Source organism: Streptomyces sp. NPDC041135, assembly GCF_055592085.1.
In genome coordinates this window covers 1-17,610 of the sequence record NZ_JBVIYZ010000006.1, presented here as the reverse complement: position 1 = coordinate 17,610, position 17,610 = coordinate 1, and the positions used below count along the sequence as shown (strand labels likewise).

The window sequence follows — 17,610 nt, the reverse complement described above, 5'->3', positions numbered from 1 at the left end:
AGGCGTCCACCGCAGTCCACCGAACCGGGGCCCGTACCTCGATGTCCGTGCACAGCCATACGGCAGCCCACCACGACGCTGCCACGCCCGAGTTCCCGCGCCACGTAGTCACCGCGGTCCTCGTCGCCCACGACGGCGCCCGCTGGCTGCCCGACGCGCTCGCCGGGCTGCTCGGCCAGGAGCGCCCCGTCCAGTACGCGGTGGCCGCCGACACCGGCAGCGCGGACGACTCCGCCCAGCTGCTCACCGACGCCCTCGGCGCCGACCGGGTCCTGCACCTCGCCCGGCGCACCGGCTTCGGCCAGGCCGTCGAGGAGGCGAGCCGCACCGCGCCCCTCCTCACCCCCGAGGAGCTGCCGTACCTCAAGCGCCCCAGCGGCTGGGACCCCGTCACGCGCACCTGGCGCGACGACGCCTACGACCTGCCCGAGCTGCCGCACGGCGAACCGGTCCAGTGGCTCTGGCTGCTGCACGACGACTGCGCTCCCGAGCCCGAGGCACTGGCCCAGCTGCTGCGCGTGGTGGACAACGAACTGGAGCTGGGCCGCGACGACGTCGCCGTGGTCGGACCCAAGCTGCGCGGCTGGTACGACCGCCGCCAGCTGCTGGAGGTCGGCGTCACCATCGCCCACTCCGGCCGCCGCTGGACCGGCCTTGACCGCCGCGAGCAGGACCAGGGCCAGCACGACCACGTCCGCTCCGTGCTGTCGGTCTCCTCCGCCGGCATGCTGATCCGCCGCGACGTCTTCGAACAGCTCGGCGGGTTCGACCGCCGGCTGCCCCTGATGCGGGACGATGTCGACCTGTGCTGGCGCGCCCACGCCGCCGGCCACCGCGTCCTCGTCGCCCCCGAGGCCGTCGTACGGCACGCCGAGGCCGCCTCCCGCGAGCGCCGCGCCGTCGACTGCGCGGGCCGCACCACCGCCTCCCCGCACAAGGTGGACAAGGCGGGCGCCGTCTACGCCCTGCTCGCCAACTCCCGCACCGCCGTCCTGCCCTGGGTGCTGCTGCGCATCGTCCTGGGCACCCTGGTGCGGACCGTCGCCTACCTGGTCGGCAAGGTGCCCGGGCAGGCCGTGGACGAGATCCGCGGCCTGCTGGGCACCCTGCTGCGCCCCGAGCGGATCGTCGCCGCCCGGCGCAGGCGCGGACAGTCCCGCATCGACAAGGGTGAGCTGCGGCAGCTGTTCCCGCCGCCCGGCGCCACCGTCCGGGCCACCGTCGAACAGGTCGCCGGCGACCTCTTCGGCAGCTCCGACACCGACGTCTCCCCGGCCGGCCGGCACGGTGGCGCCGTCGAGTCCGGGCCCGGCGGCGACGACGCCGACTTCCTCGAGGTCGAGCAGTTCGCCCGCCTCAAGCGCATCGCCCGCAGGCCCGGCCCGGTGCTCTTCCTCGCCCTGCTGCTGGTCTCCCTCGTGGCCTGCCGCGCCCTGCTGGGCGGCGGCGCGCTCGCGGGCGGCGCCCTGCTGCCCGCCCCGGCCGGCTCCGGCGAGCTGTGGTCGCGCTACCTCGACGCCTGGCACCCGGTGGGCACCGGCGGCAGCCCCTCCGCACCGCCCTACCTCGCCCTGGTCGCGATGCTCGCCTCCGCGCTGTTCGGCTCGACCGGCCTCGCGGTCACGGTCCTGCTGGTCTGCTCGGTGCCCCTGGCCGGCTGCACCGCCTACTTCGCCTCGCGCCCGCTGGTCACCTCCCGGCTGCTGCGCGCCTGGGCGGCCGTCGCCTACGCCTTCCTGCCCGCCACCACCGGCGCCCTCGCCGGCGGCCGCCTCGGCACCGCCGTCCTCGCCGTCCTGCTGCCGCTCCTGGCGCGCGCGGGCGTCGCGGCCAGCGGCCTGGCGAACGGCTCCGCCGCGCGCGGCAGCTGGCGCGCCACCTGGGCGTACGCGCTGCTGCTCACCGTCACCACCGCCTTCACGCCCCTCGTGTGGCCGCTCGCGCTGATCCTCGGCCTCGGCGTGCTGGCCGTGCGCCGCGCCGACCTCGTCCCCTACGGGCTGCGCCTCCTGGCCCAGCTCGGCACCCCGCTGCTGGTCCTCGCGCCCTGGTCGCTGACCCTGCTGCCGTCCGGCTTCTTCCAGGAGGCCGGGCTGGACTACGGCTCGTCCGCCGCCTCGGCCGTCGACCTGCTCGGCGCCAGCCCTGGCGGCCCCGGCACGGTGCACGGGCTGATGCTCATCGGCATCGTGTGCGCCGCCCTCGCCGCGCTGCTGCGCTCCGAGCGCCGGCTGGGCATCCGCGCGGCCTGGACCGCCGCCCTGGCCGGCCTGCTCCTCGCCGTCCTGTCCAACGGCTCCGCCTGGGCCGGACCGGCCACCCTGGTCTACGGCATCGCCCTGCTCGCCGCCGCCGCGCTCGGCGCCGACGGGGCACGCGCGCGCGTGGCCGAGCAGAGCTTCGGCTGGCGCCAGCCGGTGGCCGCGCTGATCGCCTTCGCCTCGGCCGCGGGCCCGCTGCTCGTCGCCGCCGGCTGGATGATCGGCGGCGCCGACGGACCGCTGGAGCGGCGCGACCCGGTGCAGGTGCCCGCCTTCGTCGCCGAGGAGTCCGGCACCCGCGACCAGGCCCGCACCCTGGTCCTCGACAGCGACTCCGCCGCACACGTGCGGTATCTGCTGGTCCGCGGCTCCGGCGCCCGCATGGGAGACGCCGAACTCACCGCCGCCGACGGTGAGAACACCCGCCTCGACAAGGTCGTCGCCAACCTCGTCGCCGGCTCCGGCGCCGACCAGGCCGACCAGCTCGGCGGCTTCGCCGTGCGCTACGTCCTCGTCCACAAGGGCGCGCCGCGCCAGGTCAGCCGCGTGCTCGACGCCACTCCCGGCCTGAGCCGGCTCAGCCAGCAGAGCGACAGCGCCCTGTGGCGCGTCGACCGGCAGGTCTCCCGCGCCGCCGTCGTCCCCCCCGGCGGCTCGACCGCCGCGCTGCCCGTCGCCGCCGGGCCCGTCGACATCCACACCACGATCCCCTCCGGAGCGGACGGCCGCGTCCTGCGCCTGGCCGACACCGCCTCCGAGGGCTGGACGGCCACCCTGGACGGCAGGCCGCTCACCCCCACCACCGTCGACGGCTGGGCCCAGGGCTTCCGGCTGCCCGCGTCCGGCGGCAGGCTCGACGTCACCTACGACACCCCGGTCGGGCACACCGCCTGGCTGTGGGCCCAGGGCGCGCTCGCCGTCGTCCTGGTCGTCCTCGCCCTGCCCGGCCGCCGCCGGGACGTCGACGACGACCTCCCCGCGGAGCAGCCCGTCCCGGCCCAGGCCACCGAGGGCGAGGGCCGCCGCGCCCGCCGCCTGCGCGCCCAGGCCGAGGAGGCCGCCGCGCAGGAGTCCGGCCCCGCCGCGCCCCCGGACGCGCCGGAGCCGCCCGTCGCCGTCCCGCACCAGCAGCCGTACGGCGACTGGGACACCGCCTCCCCCCAGGGCGCCGGGTACGGCGGCTACGGCGCCGACCCGTACCAGGACCCCGCCGCCCACCCGGCCGGCGGCTACGACCAGCAGCCCTACCAGGCGGACCCGTACCAGAGCGCCCCCTACGACCCGTACGGCTACGGCGGCACGGGCGAGCAGCCGCCGTACGACCCCGCGTACCAGCAGGACCACGACCCCGCCTACGACCCCGCCTACGATCCGGCTTACGACCCGGCCTACGACCCCGCCCGGCACCCGCACGGCACCGGCAGTGAGCGCCCCGACGGGAGCCAGCAGTGAAGCGCACCACCCTGTCCCTGATCGCCGGCACCGCCGCTCTCGCCGCGCTCACCGGGTTCGCCGCGCTCAACCCGCCGGCCGCGTCCGGCACGGACACCGCGCGGGCGGCCGCCCGGCTGCCCGTGGAGCGCACCAGCCTGCTGTGCCCGGCGCCGAGCGTCTCCGACATCGCCGAGACGTCGTACACGTCGTTCACGCCGGTCACCAAGGGAACCGGCGGCAGCGGCACGGCGCGGCTCCTGGCCGCCACCGCGCAGTCGGCGGACGGCACGGGCGGCAAGGCCGGCAAGGGCAAGAAGGCCGCCAAGCCCGTCCTGACCCCCAAGGCGCCCGGCACGCCCGCCACGGGCGACGCCTCCGGTGCGGACGCGCCCGCGCTCGTCGGCACCGCCGAGGGCAGGTCCGCGCCCGGCTGGACCGTCCAGGAGACCACCGAGGTCGCCGCGGGCACCGGACGTGGCCTCCAGGGCGTCAACTGCACCGCCCCCGACACCGAGTTCTGGTTCCCGGGCGCCGCCACCTCCCCCGACCGCACCGACTACGTGCACCTGACCAACCCCGACGACTCCGCCGCCGTCGTGGACATCGAGCTGTACGGCAAGGACGGCGCCGTGAAGTCGGCGGTGGGGGAGGGCATCACGGTCAAGCCGCACAGCAGCGAACCGGTCCTGCTGTCCACGCTCACCGACGAACGGCAGACCGACCTGACGGTGCACGTCAACGTGCGCAGCGGGCGCGTCGGCGCGGCCGTACAGGCCCTGGACGACGCCGTGGGCGGCGACTGGCTGGCCGCCTCCGCCGACCCGGCGGACACCCTGGTGCTGCCCGGCATCCCCAAGGACGCCACCTCCGTCCGCCTGATCGCCTTCACGCCCTCGGACGCCGACGCCGACCTGAAGATCCGCCTGGCCTCCCCGAGCGGCCTGATCACCCCGGCCGGCCACGAGAGCCTGCACGTCAAGGCGGGCATGACCGCGGCGGCCGACCTCGGCGACGTCACCCGGGGCGAGGCGGGCTCACTCGTCCTGACCTGCGACGGCCGGCCCGTCCCCGTCGTCGCGGCCCTGCGTGTCACCCGCGGCAAGGGCGACGGCCGGGAGACGGCGTTCATCCCCGCGACCGGCCCCGTCGGCACGCGTGCGACGTCCGCCGACAACAGCGCCAAGGGCACCACCGTGTCCGTCACCGCGCCCACGGCCCGGGCGACGGTCAGGGTCACGGCGTCGGCCGGCAGCGGCGGCGGCACCCCGGTCTCCAAGACGTTCACCATCGCCGCCGGCACCACCCAGGACATCGCCGCCCCGCGGCCGGCCGGCCTCAAGGGCACCTACGCCCTGACCGTCCAGCCCGTCTCCGGCGGCCCCGTCTACGCCGCCCGCACCCTGACGGCCACCGAGAACGGCGTCTCGGGAGTCACCGTCCAGACCCTCCCGGACGACCGGGGAACGGTCGCGGTGCCCCAGGCGGACCAGGACGTGTCGGTGGTGCAGGACTAGGCCGGTGGGCGGCGGGGCTCTCAGTCCTCGCCGTACCGGGGGTCGACCGTCTCCGGGGTGAGCCCGAGCAGCTCGGCCACCTGCTCCACGACGATCTCGTGCACCAGCGCGGCCCGTTCGTCGCGGCCCTTGGTGCGGATCTCCACGGGCCGCCGGTAGACCACGACCCGCGCCCGGCGCCCCTCGCGTGCGGCGACGGTCCCGCCGAGCGGCACCGCCTCGTCGCTCCACGCCTCCCCGGCCCGCCCGTCCACCCGGGGCACCTCGAGGACCAGGAAGTCGATCTCCGCCAGCTGCGGCCACCGCCGCTCGAGGCGGTCGACGGAGTCCTGCACGAGGTCCGCGAAGACATCGGCACGGCTGGCCGCAAGAGGCACCTGCGGCGGCGCGATCGGCCCACGCATGCCTCGCCCGTGGCGATCACGGCGGCGGGGCCCGGGGCCGGCGGCGCGGGGCGGTACACGGTTGTCCATCACCGGTGAAGCGTAGTCCCCGAGCGGCCCCGCTGCCCGGTCCCCACACGGTGGACACCACCTCACCGGACGTGTCGCCGGATGACCGTTCCAGCCAAGGTTGGGCTCGTTTCCATAGCTCTACAAGACCGTGATCCTCAAGGCAATTGACGGTGTTTGTACCGACTCATGACCGGATGTGGTCCCGGACTACCGGCGCGCGCAGGCGTGTCCGCCCTGGTCAGCGAGGCGTGTCCGGAGAGGCGTGTGGGGCGTTTCACAACACGACACGGTGGAGTGACCTGGTGGAGAGTCGTCGCGGCCCGCTCAAGAGTGCGGTACCGTCCAACGTCGTGAGCCCTGTACGTCGCTGTTCGCGCACCGCCTGCGGCCGACCCGCCGTCGCGACGCTGACGTACGTCTACGCCGACTCGACCGCGGTCCTCGGCCCGCTCGCCACCTACGCCGAACCCCACTGCTACGACCTGTGCGCCGAGCACTCCGAGCGCCTCACCGCCCCGCGCGGCTGGGAGGTCGTCCGCCTCCTCGACGGCTCCGCCCCGGCGCGGCCGAGCGGCGACGACCTCGAAGCGCTCGCCAACGCGGTGCGCGAGGCGGCCCGTCCGCAGCAGCGGGCGGCCCAGGCGGGCGGCGGCGGACGCACGGCCGACCCGATGGAGGTCGCCCGCCGCGGCCACCTGCGCGTCCTGCGGTCACCGGACAACTGACCCGCCCGCGTGACCCGCCCCCGGCGCGTCAACCGGACGGCGAACCGCCCGGAGGAACCACCCCACTCCCGCCTCACCACCCTGACCTCACGTTACGGCCGGACCGCCGGCAGGCGTCCGCGCACCGGGCCGCCATCGCGTACGGGTAGTTTGTGGGCACCCAGTGAGAAACCAGGAGGGGTGGCCCGTGGCTGCTGATCTGTCGCAGATCGTGAAGGCGTACGACGTGCGCGGAGTGGTCCCGGACCAGTGGGACGCCTCGCTGGCCGAACTCTTCGGGGCGGCCTTCGCGCGGGTGACCGACGCGAGCGCGATCGTCGTCGGCCACGACATGCGCCCCTCCTCGCCCGGCCTGTCCCGTGCCTTCGCGCGCGGGGCCGCCTCCCTCGGGGTGGACGTCACCGAGATCGGCCTGTGCTCGACGGACCAGCTGTACTACGCGTCCGGCGCCCTGGACCTGCCGGGCGCCATGTTCACGGCCTCGCACAACCCCGCCCAGTACAACGGCATCAAGCTGTGCCGGGCCGGCGCGGCCCCGGTCGGCCAGGACACCGGCCTCGCGCAGATCCGCGCACTGGTCGAGCGCTGGACGCGCGAGGGCGCCCCGGAACCCGCCGCGCGGCCGGGAACCCTCACCACCCGCGAGACGCTGGACGACTACGCCGCGTACCTGCGCTCCCTCGTCGACCTCAGCGCCGTCCGCCCGCTGAAGGTGGTCGTCGACGCGGGCAACGGCATGGGCGGCCACACGGTCCCCTCCGTCCTCGCCGGGCTGCCCCTCACCCTGGTGCCGATGTACTTCGAGCTGGACGGCACCTTCCCCAACCACGAGGCCAACCCGCTCGACCCGGCCAACCTCGTCGACCTCCAGAAGCGGGTCCCGGCCGAGGGCGCCGACCTCGGCATCGCCTTCGACGGCGACGCCGACCGCTGCTTCGTCGTGGACGAGAACGGCGACCCCGTCTCCCCGTCGGCGATCACCGCGCTGGTCGCCGTCCGCGAACTCGCCCGCAACGGCGGCGCCGGCACGGTCATCCACAACCTGATCACCTCCTGGACGGTCCCGGAGGTGGTGCGGGAGCACGGCGGCACCCCGGTGCGCACCCGCGTCGGCCACTCCTTCATCAAGGCCGAGATGGCCGACAGCGGCGCCATCTTCGGCGGCGAGCACTCCGCGCACTACTACTTCAAGGACTTCTGGAACGCCGACACGGGCATGCTGGCCGCCCTGCACGTCCTCGCGGCCCTCGGCGGCCAGGACGGCCCCCTGTCGGCCCTGGTCGCCCAGTACGACCGCTACGCCGGCTCGGGCGAGATCAACTCCACCGTCGGCGACCAGTCGGCCCGCCTGGCCACCGTCCGCGCCGCCTACGACGGCCGCGACGACGTCACCCTGGACGACCTCGACGGCCTCACCGTCACCTCCGCCGACTGGTGGTTCAACGTCCGCCCGTCCAACACGGAGCCCCTGCTGCGCCTCAACGCGGAGGCCCGCGACGAGGCGACGATGCACAAGATCCGCGACGAGGTCCTGGCCGTCATCCGCGGCTGACCACCGGCCGAGCAGGGCGGCGTACGGCCGCGGGAGGTGCTCGGGAGGGGCGCCTGCGGCCGGTCCCGGGGCCCGCGCAGGCCCCGGTCCGGCTGCCCGCCGCGGCGAGCCGCACCACCGGGTCCGCCGAAGCCCACCCGGCCGCCCCCACCGGCGGTACGCTGACCAGGCACATCCCGACAGCCGTCCCGCCCGTCCCGAAGGGAACCCCCATGCCGCTCGAAGCCGGCCTCCTGGAGATCCTCGCCTGCCCGGCCTGCCACGCCCCCCTCGACGAGCGGGACGCCGAGCTGGTCTGCACCGGTCAGGACTGCGGCCTGGCGTACCCCGTCCGCGACGGCATCCCCGTCCTCCTCGTCGACGAGGCCCGCCGCCCCGCCTGACGACGAGGCGTCCCACCCCGCACTGGAACCCGGACCCCGGCCACCGGAGGCTGCCGCCCATGCTCGACGAAACGCTGCTCGACACCCCGGAGGGGCTCGCCGCGGCCGACCGCCGGGGCCTGCTGCGCGGTGCCGCCGAGGCCGGCGCCCGCGTCCGCACCGCCGCCCGGTACGCCGCCGAGGCGGGCATCGGCGAACTCAAGCCGGACGGCCGCCCCCGTGCCGTCCTGATCGCCGGCCCCGGTGCCGCCGCGACGCACGCCGCCGACCTGCTCGGCACGCTCACCGCCGGCAGCCCGGTGATCCGCCTGGCCCCCACCGGCGTCGCCCCCGCGGCCGGCGCCCTGCGCTGGGAACTGCCCGGCTGGGCCGGCTCCGTCGACCTGGTCCTCGTCGCCACCCCGGACGGCACCGAACCCAGCCTGTCCCTGCTGGCCGAGCAGGCCTACCGGCACGGCTGCTCGATCGCCGCCGTCGCCCCCGCGGGCACGCCCCTCGCCGAGGCGGTCGACGGCGCCCACGGCCTCTTCGTACCGATGGCGACCGCCCCCTACGACCCGGACGAGGACGCGCCGCTGGCCGCCTCCGCCCCCGGCGTCCTGTGGGCGCTGCTCACCCCGCTGCTCGTGCTCCTGGACCGCGTCGGCCTGCTCGCCGCCCCGCCGGACGTGCTGGAGAAGGTCGCCGACCGCCTGGACCTCGTCGCCGAACGCTGCGGCCCGGCCATCGCCACCTACAGCAACCCCGCCAAGACGCTCGCCGCCGAACTCGCCGACGCGCTCCCGGTGATCTGGACGGAGGGCACCTCGGCCGGTCCCGCGGGCCGCCGCTTCGCCGCCGCCCTCGCCGAACTGGCCGGCCGCCCCGCCCTGGTCGCCGAACTCCCCGAGGCGCTGTCCGAGCACAGCGCCCTGCTCGCCGGACCGCTGGCCGCCGCGGCCGACCCCGAGGACTTCTTCCGCGACCGCGTCGAGGAGCCGCCCGCCCTGCACGCGCGCGTGGTGCTCCTGCGTGACCGCCCCCTGAGCGGCCTCAGCGCCGCTCCCGCCGCCCGCGACCTGGCCCTCAGCCACGAGACGCCGATCAGCGAGCTGGAGCCGGAGGAGGGCGACGAGGTGGTGACCCTGGCGGAGCTGATCGCCGTCACGGATTTCGCCGCCGTTTACCTGGCGCTCGCTTCGAGGGCCTGAGGTGGACGCCGACGCCGTGACCGCCTCCCCGGGGCACGCCCTGAACCTGTAGCCCCGGCGAACGGGCGAAGGACGGGCGGCGGGCGGACGGCGACCCGGCGCGCCGCACCGCACAGGGCCGCACGGGGCCGCACCGGCCGCACCGCGTCGTACGCAGACAGAACGGCAGAGAGAACCGCATGGACCGCCTCGACAACACCGTCCGCCCCTACGCCTGGGGTTCCCCCACCGCCATCCCCACCCTGCTCGGCGTCGAGCCGACCGGGGAGCCGCAGGCCGAGATGTGGATGGGCGCACACCCGGGCGCGCCCTCACGCACCGCGCGCGGGACGCTCGCCGAGGTCATCGAGGCGGACCCCGAGCGCGCACTGGGGGCGGGAGCCGTCGCGAAGTTCGGCCCCCGCCTGCCTTTCCTGCTGAAGCTCCTCGCCGCGGGCGCCCCGCTCTCCCTCCAGGTCCACCCCGACCTGGCGCAGGCGAGGGAGGGTTTCGCGGACGAGGAGCGCCGCGGCATCCCCGTGGACGCGCCGCACCGCACCTACAAGGACGCCAACCACAAGCCCGAACTGATCTGCGCGCTGACCGAGTTCGACGGCCTGTGCGGCTTCCGTGATCCCGTGCTGACCGCCGGTCTGCTCGACGGCCTCGGCGTCGCCTCCCTGAAGCCGTACGTCGACCTGCTGCACGCCCGGCCCCAGGACGCCACCCTGCGCGAGGTCCTCACCGCGATCCTCACCGCCGACCCGGACGAGACGGCCGACACGGTCGCCGAGACCACCGCCGCCTGCGCCCGCCTGGGCGGCGCCTACGCCCCGTACGCCGACATCGCCCACCACTACCCGGGCGACCCCGGCGTCATCGCCGCCATGCTGCTCAACCACGTCCGGCTGCAGCCGGGCGAGGCACTGTTCCTGGGCGCCGGCATCCCGCACGCCTACCTCAGCGGCCTCGGCGTCGAGATCATGGCCAACTCCGACAACGTGCTGCGCTGCGGCCTGACCCCCAAGCACGTGGACGTGCCCGAACTGCTGCGCGTCGTGCGCTTCGAGGCCGGTGACGCGCGCGTGCTGCGCCCGGAGGCCGCAGCGGACGGCGAGGAGGTCTACGAGACGCCGATCGACGAGTTCCGGCTCTCCCGTTACGTCCTGCCCGAGGGCGGCGCCGCCCACGACCTCACGCTCGGCGCCCCGCAGATCCTGCTCTGCACGGCCGGTTCCGTCCGGGCGGGCGTGGAAGGGCTGCTGCCCGGGCAGTCGGTCTTCGTCCCGGCGGGAGAGAAGGCCGAGGTGTCCGGCGCGGGCACGGTCTTCCGGGCGAGTGTGATCGTATGACCACGCTTGTGGATACCTGACGCGTCGGTGCCGGTCCGGGCTGCAAGAATGGCCCACCGGCAAAGGACGGGCAAAGCCGCCGGGACGGCATCCCCGGGCGGAGCCGGCCGGCGACACGGCGCACGGCGTGGACGTACGAAGGCGAAGGGACGACGCGAACTCATGAGCGCGGCAGGCGGAACGAAGGCGATCGTGGCGGCACTCGGTGCCAACCTCGCGATCGCGGTATCGAAGTTCGTGGCGTTCGCGTTCAGCGGCTCCTCCTCGATGCTCGCCGAGGGCGTCCACTCGCTCGCCGACTCGGGCAACCAGTTCCTGCTCATGGTCGGCGGCAAGCGTGCCCAGCGCGAGGCCACCCCGCAGCACCCGTTCGGCTACGGCCGCGAGCGGTACATCTACGCCTTCCTCGTCTCCATCGTGCTGTTCTCCGTCGGCGGCATGTTCGCCATCTACGAGGGCTACGAGAAGATCCGCCACCCGCACGAACTGGAGCACTGGTACTGGCCGGTGGGCGTGCTCGTCTTCGCGGTCGTCGCCGAGGGCTTCTCCTTCCGGACGGCCATCAGGGAGTCCAACGAACTGCGCGGCAAGCTCTCCTGGGCGCAGTTCATCCGCCGCGCCAAGGCCCCCGAGCTGCCGGTCGTCCTGCTGGAGGACTTCGGCGCGCTGATCGGCCTGGTCCTCGCCCTGGGCGGCGTCGGCCTCACCCTGCTCACCGGCGACGGAGTCTGGGACGGCATCGGTACGGTCTGCATCGGTGTCCTGCTCGTCTCGATCGCCCTCGTCCTGGCCGCCGAGACCAAGTCGCTGCTGCTCGGCGAGGCCGCGGGCGTCGAGGACGTCAAGAAGATCGAGACCGCGATCGTCGACGACCGCACGGTCACCGGCATCATCCACATGCGCACCCTCCACCTCGGCCCCGAGGAGCTGCTGGTCGCCGCCAAGGTCGCCGTCCGGCACGACGACACCGCCGCCGTGGTCGCCAAGGCCATCGACGCCGCCGAGGCCCGCATCCGCGCCGCCGTCCCGATCGCCCGCGTCATCTACCTCGAGCCGGACATCTACAGCGCGACCGAGGCCGCCAAGGGCCCCGATCCGGAGGCGACCCCCGGCGGCCCGAACCAGCACCCCTCCGGCCACTGACCACCCACCGGCACCCCGCCGCGGACGATGTGAGATGTCCGGCGCGGACTGGGGGCGGCAGGGGTCGGCGGTGTAGTTTGGAACGGAGCCAGACGTCGCTGCTGATGGCGGTCGGGCGGTCCCCCAGCGGACCGACCGAGGGAGAGAGGGCCTCCGACGGACTGCGCTGCGCGTACGCGGGCATGCCTGTGTCCTCTTTCGGGCACCCCGGTGTCCGCCGCCGCGCAGACCAGCCGTACCCACCTCGACCCAATCCCGAGGAGCAGCTCGCATGACGACTGTCGACAACCGACAGGACTTCAAGGTCGCCGACCTCTCCCTGGCCGAGTTCGGCCGCAAGGAGATCACCCTCGCCGAGCACGAGATGCCCGGCCTGATGGCGATCCGCCGGGAGTACGCGGAGGCCCAGCCCCTCGCCGGTGCCCGCGTCACCGGCTCCCTGCACATGACCGTCCAGACGGCCGTGCTCATCGAGACCCTCGTCGCCCTCGGCGCGCAGGTCCGCTGGGCCTCCTGCAACATCTTCTCCACCCAGGACCACGCGGCCGCCGCCATCGCCGTCGGCCCGGACGGCACGCCCGACGACCCCCGCGGTGTCCCGGTCTTCGCCTGGAAGGGCGAGAGCCTGGAGGAGTACTGGTGGTGCACGGAGCAGGCGCTGACCTGGCCCGACAGCCCCACCGGCGGCCCGAACATGATCCTGGACGACGGTGGCGACGCCACGCTCCTGGTCCACAAGGGCGTCGAGTACGAGAAGGCCGGCGAGGTCCCCTCCGTGGACACCGCCGAGTCCGACGAGCACCGCGTCATCCTCCAGCTGCTGCACCGCACCCTGGGCGAGGACCCCCAGAAGTGGACCCAGCTGGCCTCGGAGATCCGCGGCGTCACCGAGGAGACCACGACCGGCGTCCACCGCCTGTACGAGATGCAGCGCGAGGGCTCGCTGCTCTTCCCGGCGATCAACGTCAACGACGCCGTCACCAAGTCGAAGTTCGACAACAAGTACGGCTGCCGGCACTCCCTCATCGACGGCATCAACCGCGCCACCGACGTCCTCATCGGCGGCAAGACCGCGGTCGTCTTCGGCTACGGCGACGTCGGCAAGGGCTGCGCCGAGTCCCTGCGCGGCCAGGGCGCCCGCGTGATCATCACCGAGATCGACCCGATCTGCGCCCTCCAGGCGGCGATGGACGGCTACCAGGTCACCACCCTGGACGAGGTCGTCGAGACCGCCGACATCTTCGTCACCACCACCGGCAACAAGGACATCATCCTCGCCTCGGACATGGCGCGGATGAAGCACCAGGCGATCGTCGGCAACATCGGCCACTTCGACAACGAGATCGACATGGCCGGCCTCGCCAAGATCCCCGGCATCGTCAAGGACGAGGTCAAGCCGCAGGTTCACACCTGGACGTTCCCCGACGGCAAGGTCCTCATCGTGCTGTCCGAGGGCCGCCTGCTGAACCTGGGCAACGCCACCGGCCACCCGTCGTTCGTGATGTCCAACTCCTTCGCGGACCAGACCCTGGCCCAGATCGAGCTGTACACCAAGCCCGACGAGTACCCGACCGGCGTCTACGTGCTGCCCAAGCACCTCGACGAGAAGGTCGCCCGCCTGCACCTGGACGCGCTCGGCGTGAAGCTCACCAAGCTGCGCCCCGAGCAGGCCGCGTACATCGGCGTCGAGGTCGACGGTCCCTTCAAGCCGGACCACTACCGCTACTGAGTCCGCAGCCCCACCCGCCGGAGCAGGCGCGCCCGGAACACCGGCGCGCCCGCCCCGGCGGCAGGTCCGACGAAGCAGGCCCCCGCACCCCCGTGCCGGGGGCCTGCCCCGTTGGCCGGACCGGCCGTCACACCGGCCCGGGCGGACCGTCGGGGCGACCGGACCACCAGCCCGTCAAGACAGCAGGACACCCATGCCCCGCGGCCGCTATTCGCTCCACGATCCGCACGATCACACCCCCCTCGCCGAAGAACACTTCCACTGCGCCCCCGGCCCCTCCGGCTGGCGCTACGTCGCCCAGCTGACCACCCCCGCGGGCGACCACGGCGGCTCCGTCGACCTCGCCCTCGACGACCTCGGCCGCCCCATCCGCCTGGAACTCCACGCCGGGGGCTGGCAGGTGCGCGGGGCCGCCATCGACGGCGTCACCTGGGTCCGCACCGACCCCACCGGCACCGACGCCAGCGAGGGCAATGTGCGCGCCCACGCCTTCACCGGCACGTCCCCCGCGTTCCTCGTCGCCACAGCCCGCTTGCTGCGCCTCACCCCCTCCGCCTCGGCGACCCGCGTACGGCTCGTGGCCTTCACGGACCCGGTCCTCGCCCCGCGCACCGTGGACCAGTCGTGGGCCTTGCTCGACAGAGAAGCACACGCCACTGACAACGGCCCCCTGACCGTGGACGCGTACCAGGTCACAGCCCTGGACACCGGCGAACGGCACACCGTCCACATCGCCGGCGACGTGGTGCTGGCGGCGCCCGGCATCGAGCTGGAGGACCTCGAGTCGCCCCCCTCGGCCTTCGACTGACCGGCCGGCCCGACCTGCCGGCCCGGGGCCCGGGGCAGCTCACGCCGGCGGCACGAACCCCGTGGCCGGCCGCTCGGACCCCGGCCCGTCCGACGGCCGACGCGGGTCCGCCGGCGGCACCGGCGGCACCGGCGGCGCGGACGGTACCGGCGGCTCGGGTGCGACGCCGTAAGGCTGCGGCCCCGCACCCGAGAAGGTCGCCGGGGCACCGCCCGCGTAAGGCGCCGGGGCACTGCCCGCATAGGGCGCACCGCCGAACGCCTGCCGGGCGTCGCGCGCCTGCCGCTCGTGCACCACGGCCGCCAGATAGGCGGCCGGGTGCACATCCGGCGGCGCCGGAGTCCCCGTACGAGCCGCGACATCGGCCGCGAGCCGCTGCGCCATCCCCGCGGCCGTCTGCGGATCGAGCTGCTGCATCCGCACCAGGTACTGACGGACGGCGAGCCAGAGTGCGTCCGGAACGGCGGACAGGTCGAGGCCCGCGAAGCGTCCCGCGAGCCACGGCGGAGGCGGGGGAACGAAAGCCGCCTGTCCGGTGGGCACCCGCTCACGCACGACCAGCGTGCCGGCGAAGACGTCCCCGAGCCGCCGCCCACGCGCCGACACCAGCGAGGCGATGCAGGCCACCACGCCGAAGGTCATGAGGATCTCGACGACCCCCAGGGCGCCGCGCACCAGCGCGTGACGGAACCGGATCGGCCCGCCGTCGTCCCGCACCACCCGCAGTCCGCACGCCAGCTTCCCCAGCGAACGCCCGTGGCTGAGCGTCTCCACCGCGATCGGCACGCCCACCAGCACCAGCAGGAACGTCGCGATGGCCAGTGCCGTCTGCGCCGCCTCGTCCAGGGACGCGGTGGCCGCCACCAGCGCGACGGTCACGGCGATGTACACGGCCATGTACACGACCAGGTCGAGCACCACCGCCAAGGCCCTGCTCGGCAGCCTCGCGGGCCGCAGTTCGAGCGCCACCGCCTCGCCGGTCACCAGCTCACTCACGCCCGCCGCCCTTCCTGGTCTGCCCCGAGAACCGCAAGTCTGCCAAGCTGAGCACGCATCGCGCGCCAGTACGACAACCTGACCGCTGTGACTGGTGCCGGCGAGCGGCAGACGTGCAGCCGACGACCAGCCGAGGAGCAGACAGACCTGATGGACCTCGATGTCTTCGTCTCCGCGCATCGAGCGGAATGGGACCGCCTCGACGCCCTGCTCCGCCGCAGGCGCCGCCTCGGCGGCGCGGAGGCCGACGAACTCGTGGCCCTCTACCAGCGCACCGCCACCCACCTCTCCCTGATCCAGTCCAGCGCTCCCGATCCGCAGCTGACGGGTCAGCTGAGCCGGCTCGTGGCACGCGCGCGTGCCACGGTGACGGGAACGCGCCGAGCCTCCTGGCGGGACGTCACGCGCTTTCTGGGGCAGGACTTCCCGGCCGCCGTCTACCGGGCCCGTCACTGGTGGGTGCCCACCGCACTCGTCTCCACCGTCGTCGGGATCGTCCTGGGATGGTGGATCGCCACCCACCCGGAGGTGCAGTCGTCCCTCGCGGCACCCGGCCAGCTCCGCGAGCTGACCCGCCCCGGCGGCGAGTACGAGACCTACTACTCGAGCCACCCGGCCGCGTCCTTCGCCGCCCAGGTGTGGACGAACAACGCCGAGGCCGCCGCGATGTGCCTGGTCCTGGGTGTCTTCCTCGGCCTGCCCGTGCTCTGGATCCTGTTCCAGAACATGCTCAACCTCGGAGTCGGCATCGGCCTGATGTCCTCGGCCGGCCGCCTCGACACGTTCCTCGGCCTGATCCTCCCGCACGGCCTGCTCGAACTGACCGCCGTCTTCGTGGCCGCGGGTACGGGCATGCGGCTCGGCTGGACCGTCATCGACCCCGGCCCCCGTACTCGCCGCACCGCTCTCGCCGAGGAAGGCCGCGCGGCCGTCGGCATGGCCATCGGCCTGGCCCTGGTGCTGTTCGTCTCCGGCGCCATCGAAGGCTTCGTCACCCCGTCCGGCCTGCCCACGTGGGCCCGCATCGGCATCGGCATCGCGGCGGAGGCGGGCTTCCTGACGTACGTCTACGTCCTCGGCGGTCGCGCCGTACGGTCCGGCGCCACCGGTGACGTCGAGGCGGCCGAACGCAGCGCCACGGTGCCCACGGCCGCCTGATGTGCGTGCGGCCCCCGCAAGCTGCTACTCTCCTCTTCGCCCCGCAAGAGCTGTTGACACGGCTGGCGTGGGGAGGTAGATTCACTGAGTTGCCTAGAGCTGGACAAGCTCGGGGCGAAACGTTAGAATCTACTTGCTTCCCGAGGCGATGCCTACGCATTGACCCGGAAGCGCTCCTCCGAATTACTCAGGAATGAGTGGCCGGTCAGACCGGCCAAAAACTTCTGATAAAGTCGGAACCGCCGGAAAGGGAAACGCGAGAGCGGAAACCTGGAAAGCGCCGAGGAAATCGGGTCGAGAAAAGATCTGATAGAGTCGGAAACGCAAGACCGAAGGGAAGCCCGGAGGAAAGCCCGAGAGGGTGAGTACAAAGGAAGCGACCGTTCCTTGAGAACTCAACAGCGTGCCAAAAGTCAACGCCAGATATGTTGATACCCCGTCTCCGGTCGTCACGACCGGGACGCGGTTCCTTTGAAAAATCACAGCGAGGACGCTGTGTGCGAGGGGATTATTCCTCCTCTCGCACCGCTCTCGTGGTGCTCACCGGCTGAATTAATTTTCTGGCCGAGTAAACATTCACGGAGAGTTTGATCCTGGCTCAGGACGAACGCTGGCGGCGTGCTTAACACATGCAAGTCGAACGATGAACCACTTCGGTGGGGATTAGTGGCGAACGGGTGAGTAACACGTGGGCAATCTGCCCTGCACTCTGGGACAAGCCCTGGAAACGGGGTCTAATACCGGATATGAGCCTCCATGGCATCTTGGAGGCTGTAAAGCTCCGGCGGTGCAGGATGAGCCCGCGGCCTATCAGCTTGTTGGTGAGGTAATGGCTCACCAAGGCGACGACGGGTAGCCGGCCTGAGAGGGCGACCGGCCACACTGGGACTGAGACACGGCCCAGACTCCTACGGGAGGCAGCAGTGGGGAA

13 protein-coding genes and 1 rRNA gene are annotated in these 17,610 nt (G+C 73.6%); 12 read left to right on the top strand and 2 right to left on the bottom strand.

Going from position 1 to position 17,610, the window contains the following annotated elements; genetic code table 11:
• The first annotated feature begins 41 nt into the window (after nucleotides 1–41).
• Together ACZ6CZ_RS15865 and ACZ6CZ_RS15860 are read left to right on the top strand one after the other, a co-directional pair.
• A complete protein-coding gene (locus ACZ6CZ_RS15865) occupies nucleotides 42–3,713 on the top strand; it encodes a glycosyltransferase family 2 protein (RefSeq protein ID WP_469020607.1) in 3,672 nt (1,223 codons plus the stop codon).
• On the top strand, nucleotides 3,710–5,209 hold the full coding sequence (locus ACZ6CZ_RS15860; protein ID WP_469020604.1) for a DUF5719 family protein: 1,500 nt from the start codon (nucleotides 3,710–3,712) through the stop codon (nucleotides 5,207–5,209). The genes ACZ6CZ_RS15865 and ACZ6CZ_RS15860 overlap by 4 nt, the downstream gene beginning before the upstream one ends.
• Nucleotides 5,210–5,229: 20 nt before the next feature.
• Here ACZ6CZ_RS15860 and ACZ6CZ_RS15855 read toward each other — a convergent pair whose 3' ends face one another.
• Nucleotides 5,230–5,682, bottom strand: a complete 453-nt coding sequence (locus ACZ6CZ_RS15855) for a metallopeptidase family protein (RefSeq protein WP_469021602.1) — start codon at nucleotides 5,680–5,682, stop codon at nucleotides 5,230–5,232.
• A gap of 284 nt (nucleotides 5,683–5,966) precedes the next feature.
• Here ACZ6CZ_RS15855 and ACZ6CZ_RS15850 point away from each other — a divergent pair, with 284 nt between their 5' ends.
• The 8 genes from ACZ6CZ_RS15850 (at nucleotide 5,967) to ACZ6CZ_RS15815 (ending at nucleotide 14,525) form a co-directional block, all read left to right on the top strand.
• Nucleotides 5,967–6,389, top strand: coding sequence for a DUF3499 domain-containing protein (locus ACZ6CZ_RS15850; RefSeq protein WP_469020601.1), 423 nt, complete (start codon nucleotides 5,967–5,969; stop codon nucleotides 6,387–6,389).
• Between the two features lie 187 nt (nucleotides 6,390–6,576).
• On the top strand, nucleotides 6,577–7,941 hold the full coding sequence (locus ACZ6CZ_RS15845) for a phosphomannomutase/phosphoglucomutase (protein WP_469020598.1): 1,365 nt from the start codon (nucleotides 6,577–6,579) through the stop codon (nucleotides 7,939–7,941).
• Nucleotides 7,942–8,153: 212 nt separating this feature from the next.
• The gene (locus tag ACZ6CZ_RS15840; RefSeq protein WP_469020595.1) at nucleotides 8,154–8,324 is read left to right on the top strand and encodes a Trm112 family protein; all 171 of its coding nucleotides are present in this window, start codon (nucleotides 8,154–8,156) and stop codon (nucleotides 8,322–8,324) included.
• Between the two features lie 59 nt (nucleotides 8,325–8,383).
• On the top strand, nucleotides 8,384–9,514 hold the full coding sequence (locus ACZ6CZ_RS15835; protein WP_469020592.1) for an SIS domain-containing protein: 1,131 nt from the start codon (nucleotides 8,384–8,386) through the stop codon (nucleotides 9,512–9,514).
• A 179-nt stretch (nucleotides 9,515–9,693) separates the two neighbouring features.
• On the top strand, nucleotides 9,694–10,845 hold the full coding sequence (manA, locus tag ACZ6CZ_RS15830; protein ID WP_469020590.1) for a mannose-6-phosphate isomerase, class I: 1,152 nt from the start codon (nucleotides 9,694–9,696) through the stop codon (nucleotides 10,843–10,845).
• A 162-nt stretch (nucleotides 10,846–11,007) separates the two neighbouring features.
• Nucleotides 11,008–11,988: a cation diffusion facilitator family transporter gene (locus ACZ6CZ_RS15825; protein ID WP_469020587.1), complete on the top strand. Its 981-nt coding sequence runs from the start codon at nucleotides 11,008–11,010 to the stop codon at nucleotides 11,986–11,988.
• A gap of 271 nt (nucleotides 11,989–12,259) precedes the next feature.
• A complete protein-coding gene (gene ahcY, locus ACZ6CZ_RS15820) occupies nucleotides 12,260–13,717 on the top strand; it encodes an adenosylhomocysteinase (protein ID WP_469020585.1) in 1,458 nt (485 codons plus the stop codon).
• 193 nt (nucleotides 13,718–13,910) lie between these two features.
• A complete protein-coding gene (locus tag ACZ6CZ_RS15815; protein WP_469020582.1) occupies nucleotides 13,911–14,525 on the top strand; it encodes a hypothetical protein in 615 nt (204 codons plus the stop codon).
• Nucleotides 14,526–14,564: 39 nt separating this feature from the next.
• Here ACZ6CZ_RS15815 and ACZ6CZ_RS15810 read toward each other — a convergent pair whose 3' ends face one another.
• Nucleotides 14,565–15,521, bottom strand: a complete 957-nt coding sequence (locus ACZ6CZ_RS15810) for an RDD family protein (RefSeq protein WP_469020579.1) — start codon at nucleotides 15,519–15,521, stop codon at nucleotides 14,565–14,567.
• Nucleotides 15,522–15,671: 150 nt separating this feature from the next.
• Here ACZ6CZ_RS15810 and ACZ6CZ_RS15805 point away from each other — a divergent pair, with 150 nt between their 5' ends.
• On the top strand, nucleotides 15,672–16,679 hold the full coding sequence (locus ACZ6CZ_RS15805) for a stage II sporulation protein M (protein WP_469020576.1): 1,008 nt from the start codon (nucleotides 15,672–15,674) through the stop codon (nucleotides 16,677–16,679).
• Between the two features lie 575 nt (nucleotides 16,680–17,254).
• Nucleotides 17,255–17,610 (top strand): 16S ribosomal RNA (locus tag ACZ6CZ_RS15800); the annotation flags it as partial.

Bases quoted from the DNA above. Each gene is read 5' to 3' on its own strand.
- ACZ6CZ_RS15805 (WP_469020576.1), top strand. From the start codon at position 15,672: ATGGACCTCGATGTCTTCGTCTCCGCGCATCGAGCGGAATGGGACCGC.
- ACZ6CZ_RS15825 (WP_469020587.1), top strand. From the start codon at position 11,008: ATGAGCGCGGCAGGCGGAACGAAGGCGATCGTGGCGGCACTCGGTGCC.
- ACZ6CZ_RS15855 (WP_469021602.1), bottom strand. From the start codon at position 5,682: ATGGACAACCGTGTACCGCCCCGCGCCGCCGGCCCCGGGCCCCGCCGC.
- manA (WP_469020590.1), top strand. From the start codon at position 9,694: ATGGACCGCCTCGACAACACCGTCCGCCCCTACGCCTGGGGTTCCCCC.
- ACZ6CZ_RS15840 (WP_469020595.1), top strand. From the start codon at position 8,154: ATGCCGCTCGAAGCCGGCCTCCTGGAGATCCTCGCCTGCCCGGCCTGC.
- ACZ6CZ_RS15815 (WP_469020582.1), top strand. From the start codon at position 13,911: ATGCCCCGCGGCCGCTATTCGCTCCACGATCCGCACGATCACACCCCC.
- ACZ6CZ_RS15835 (WP_469020592.1), top strand. From the start codon at position 8,384: ATGCTCGACGAAACGCTGCTCGACACCCCGGAGGGGCTCGCCGCGGCC.
- ahcY (WP_469020585.1), top strand. From the start codon at position 12,260: ATGACGACTGTCGACAACCGACAGGACTTCAAGGTCGCCGACCTCTCC.
- ACZ6CZ_RS15865 (WP_469020607.1), top strand. From the start codon at position 42: ATGTCCGTGCACAGCCATACGGCAGCCCACCACGACGCTGCCACGCCC.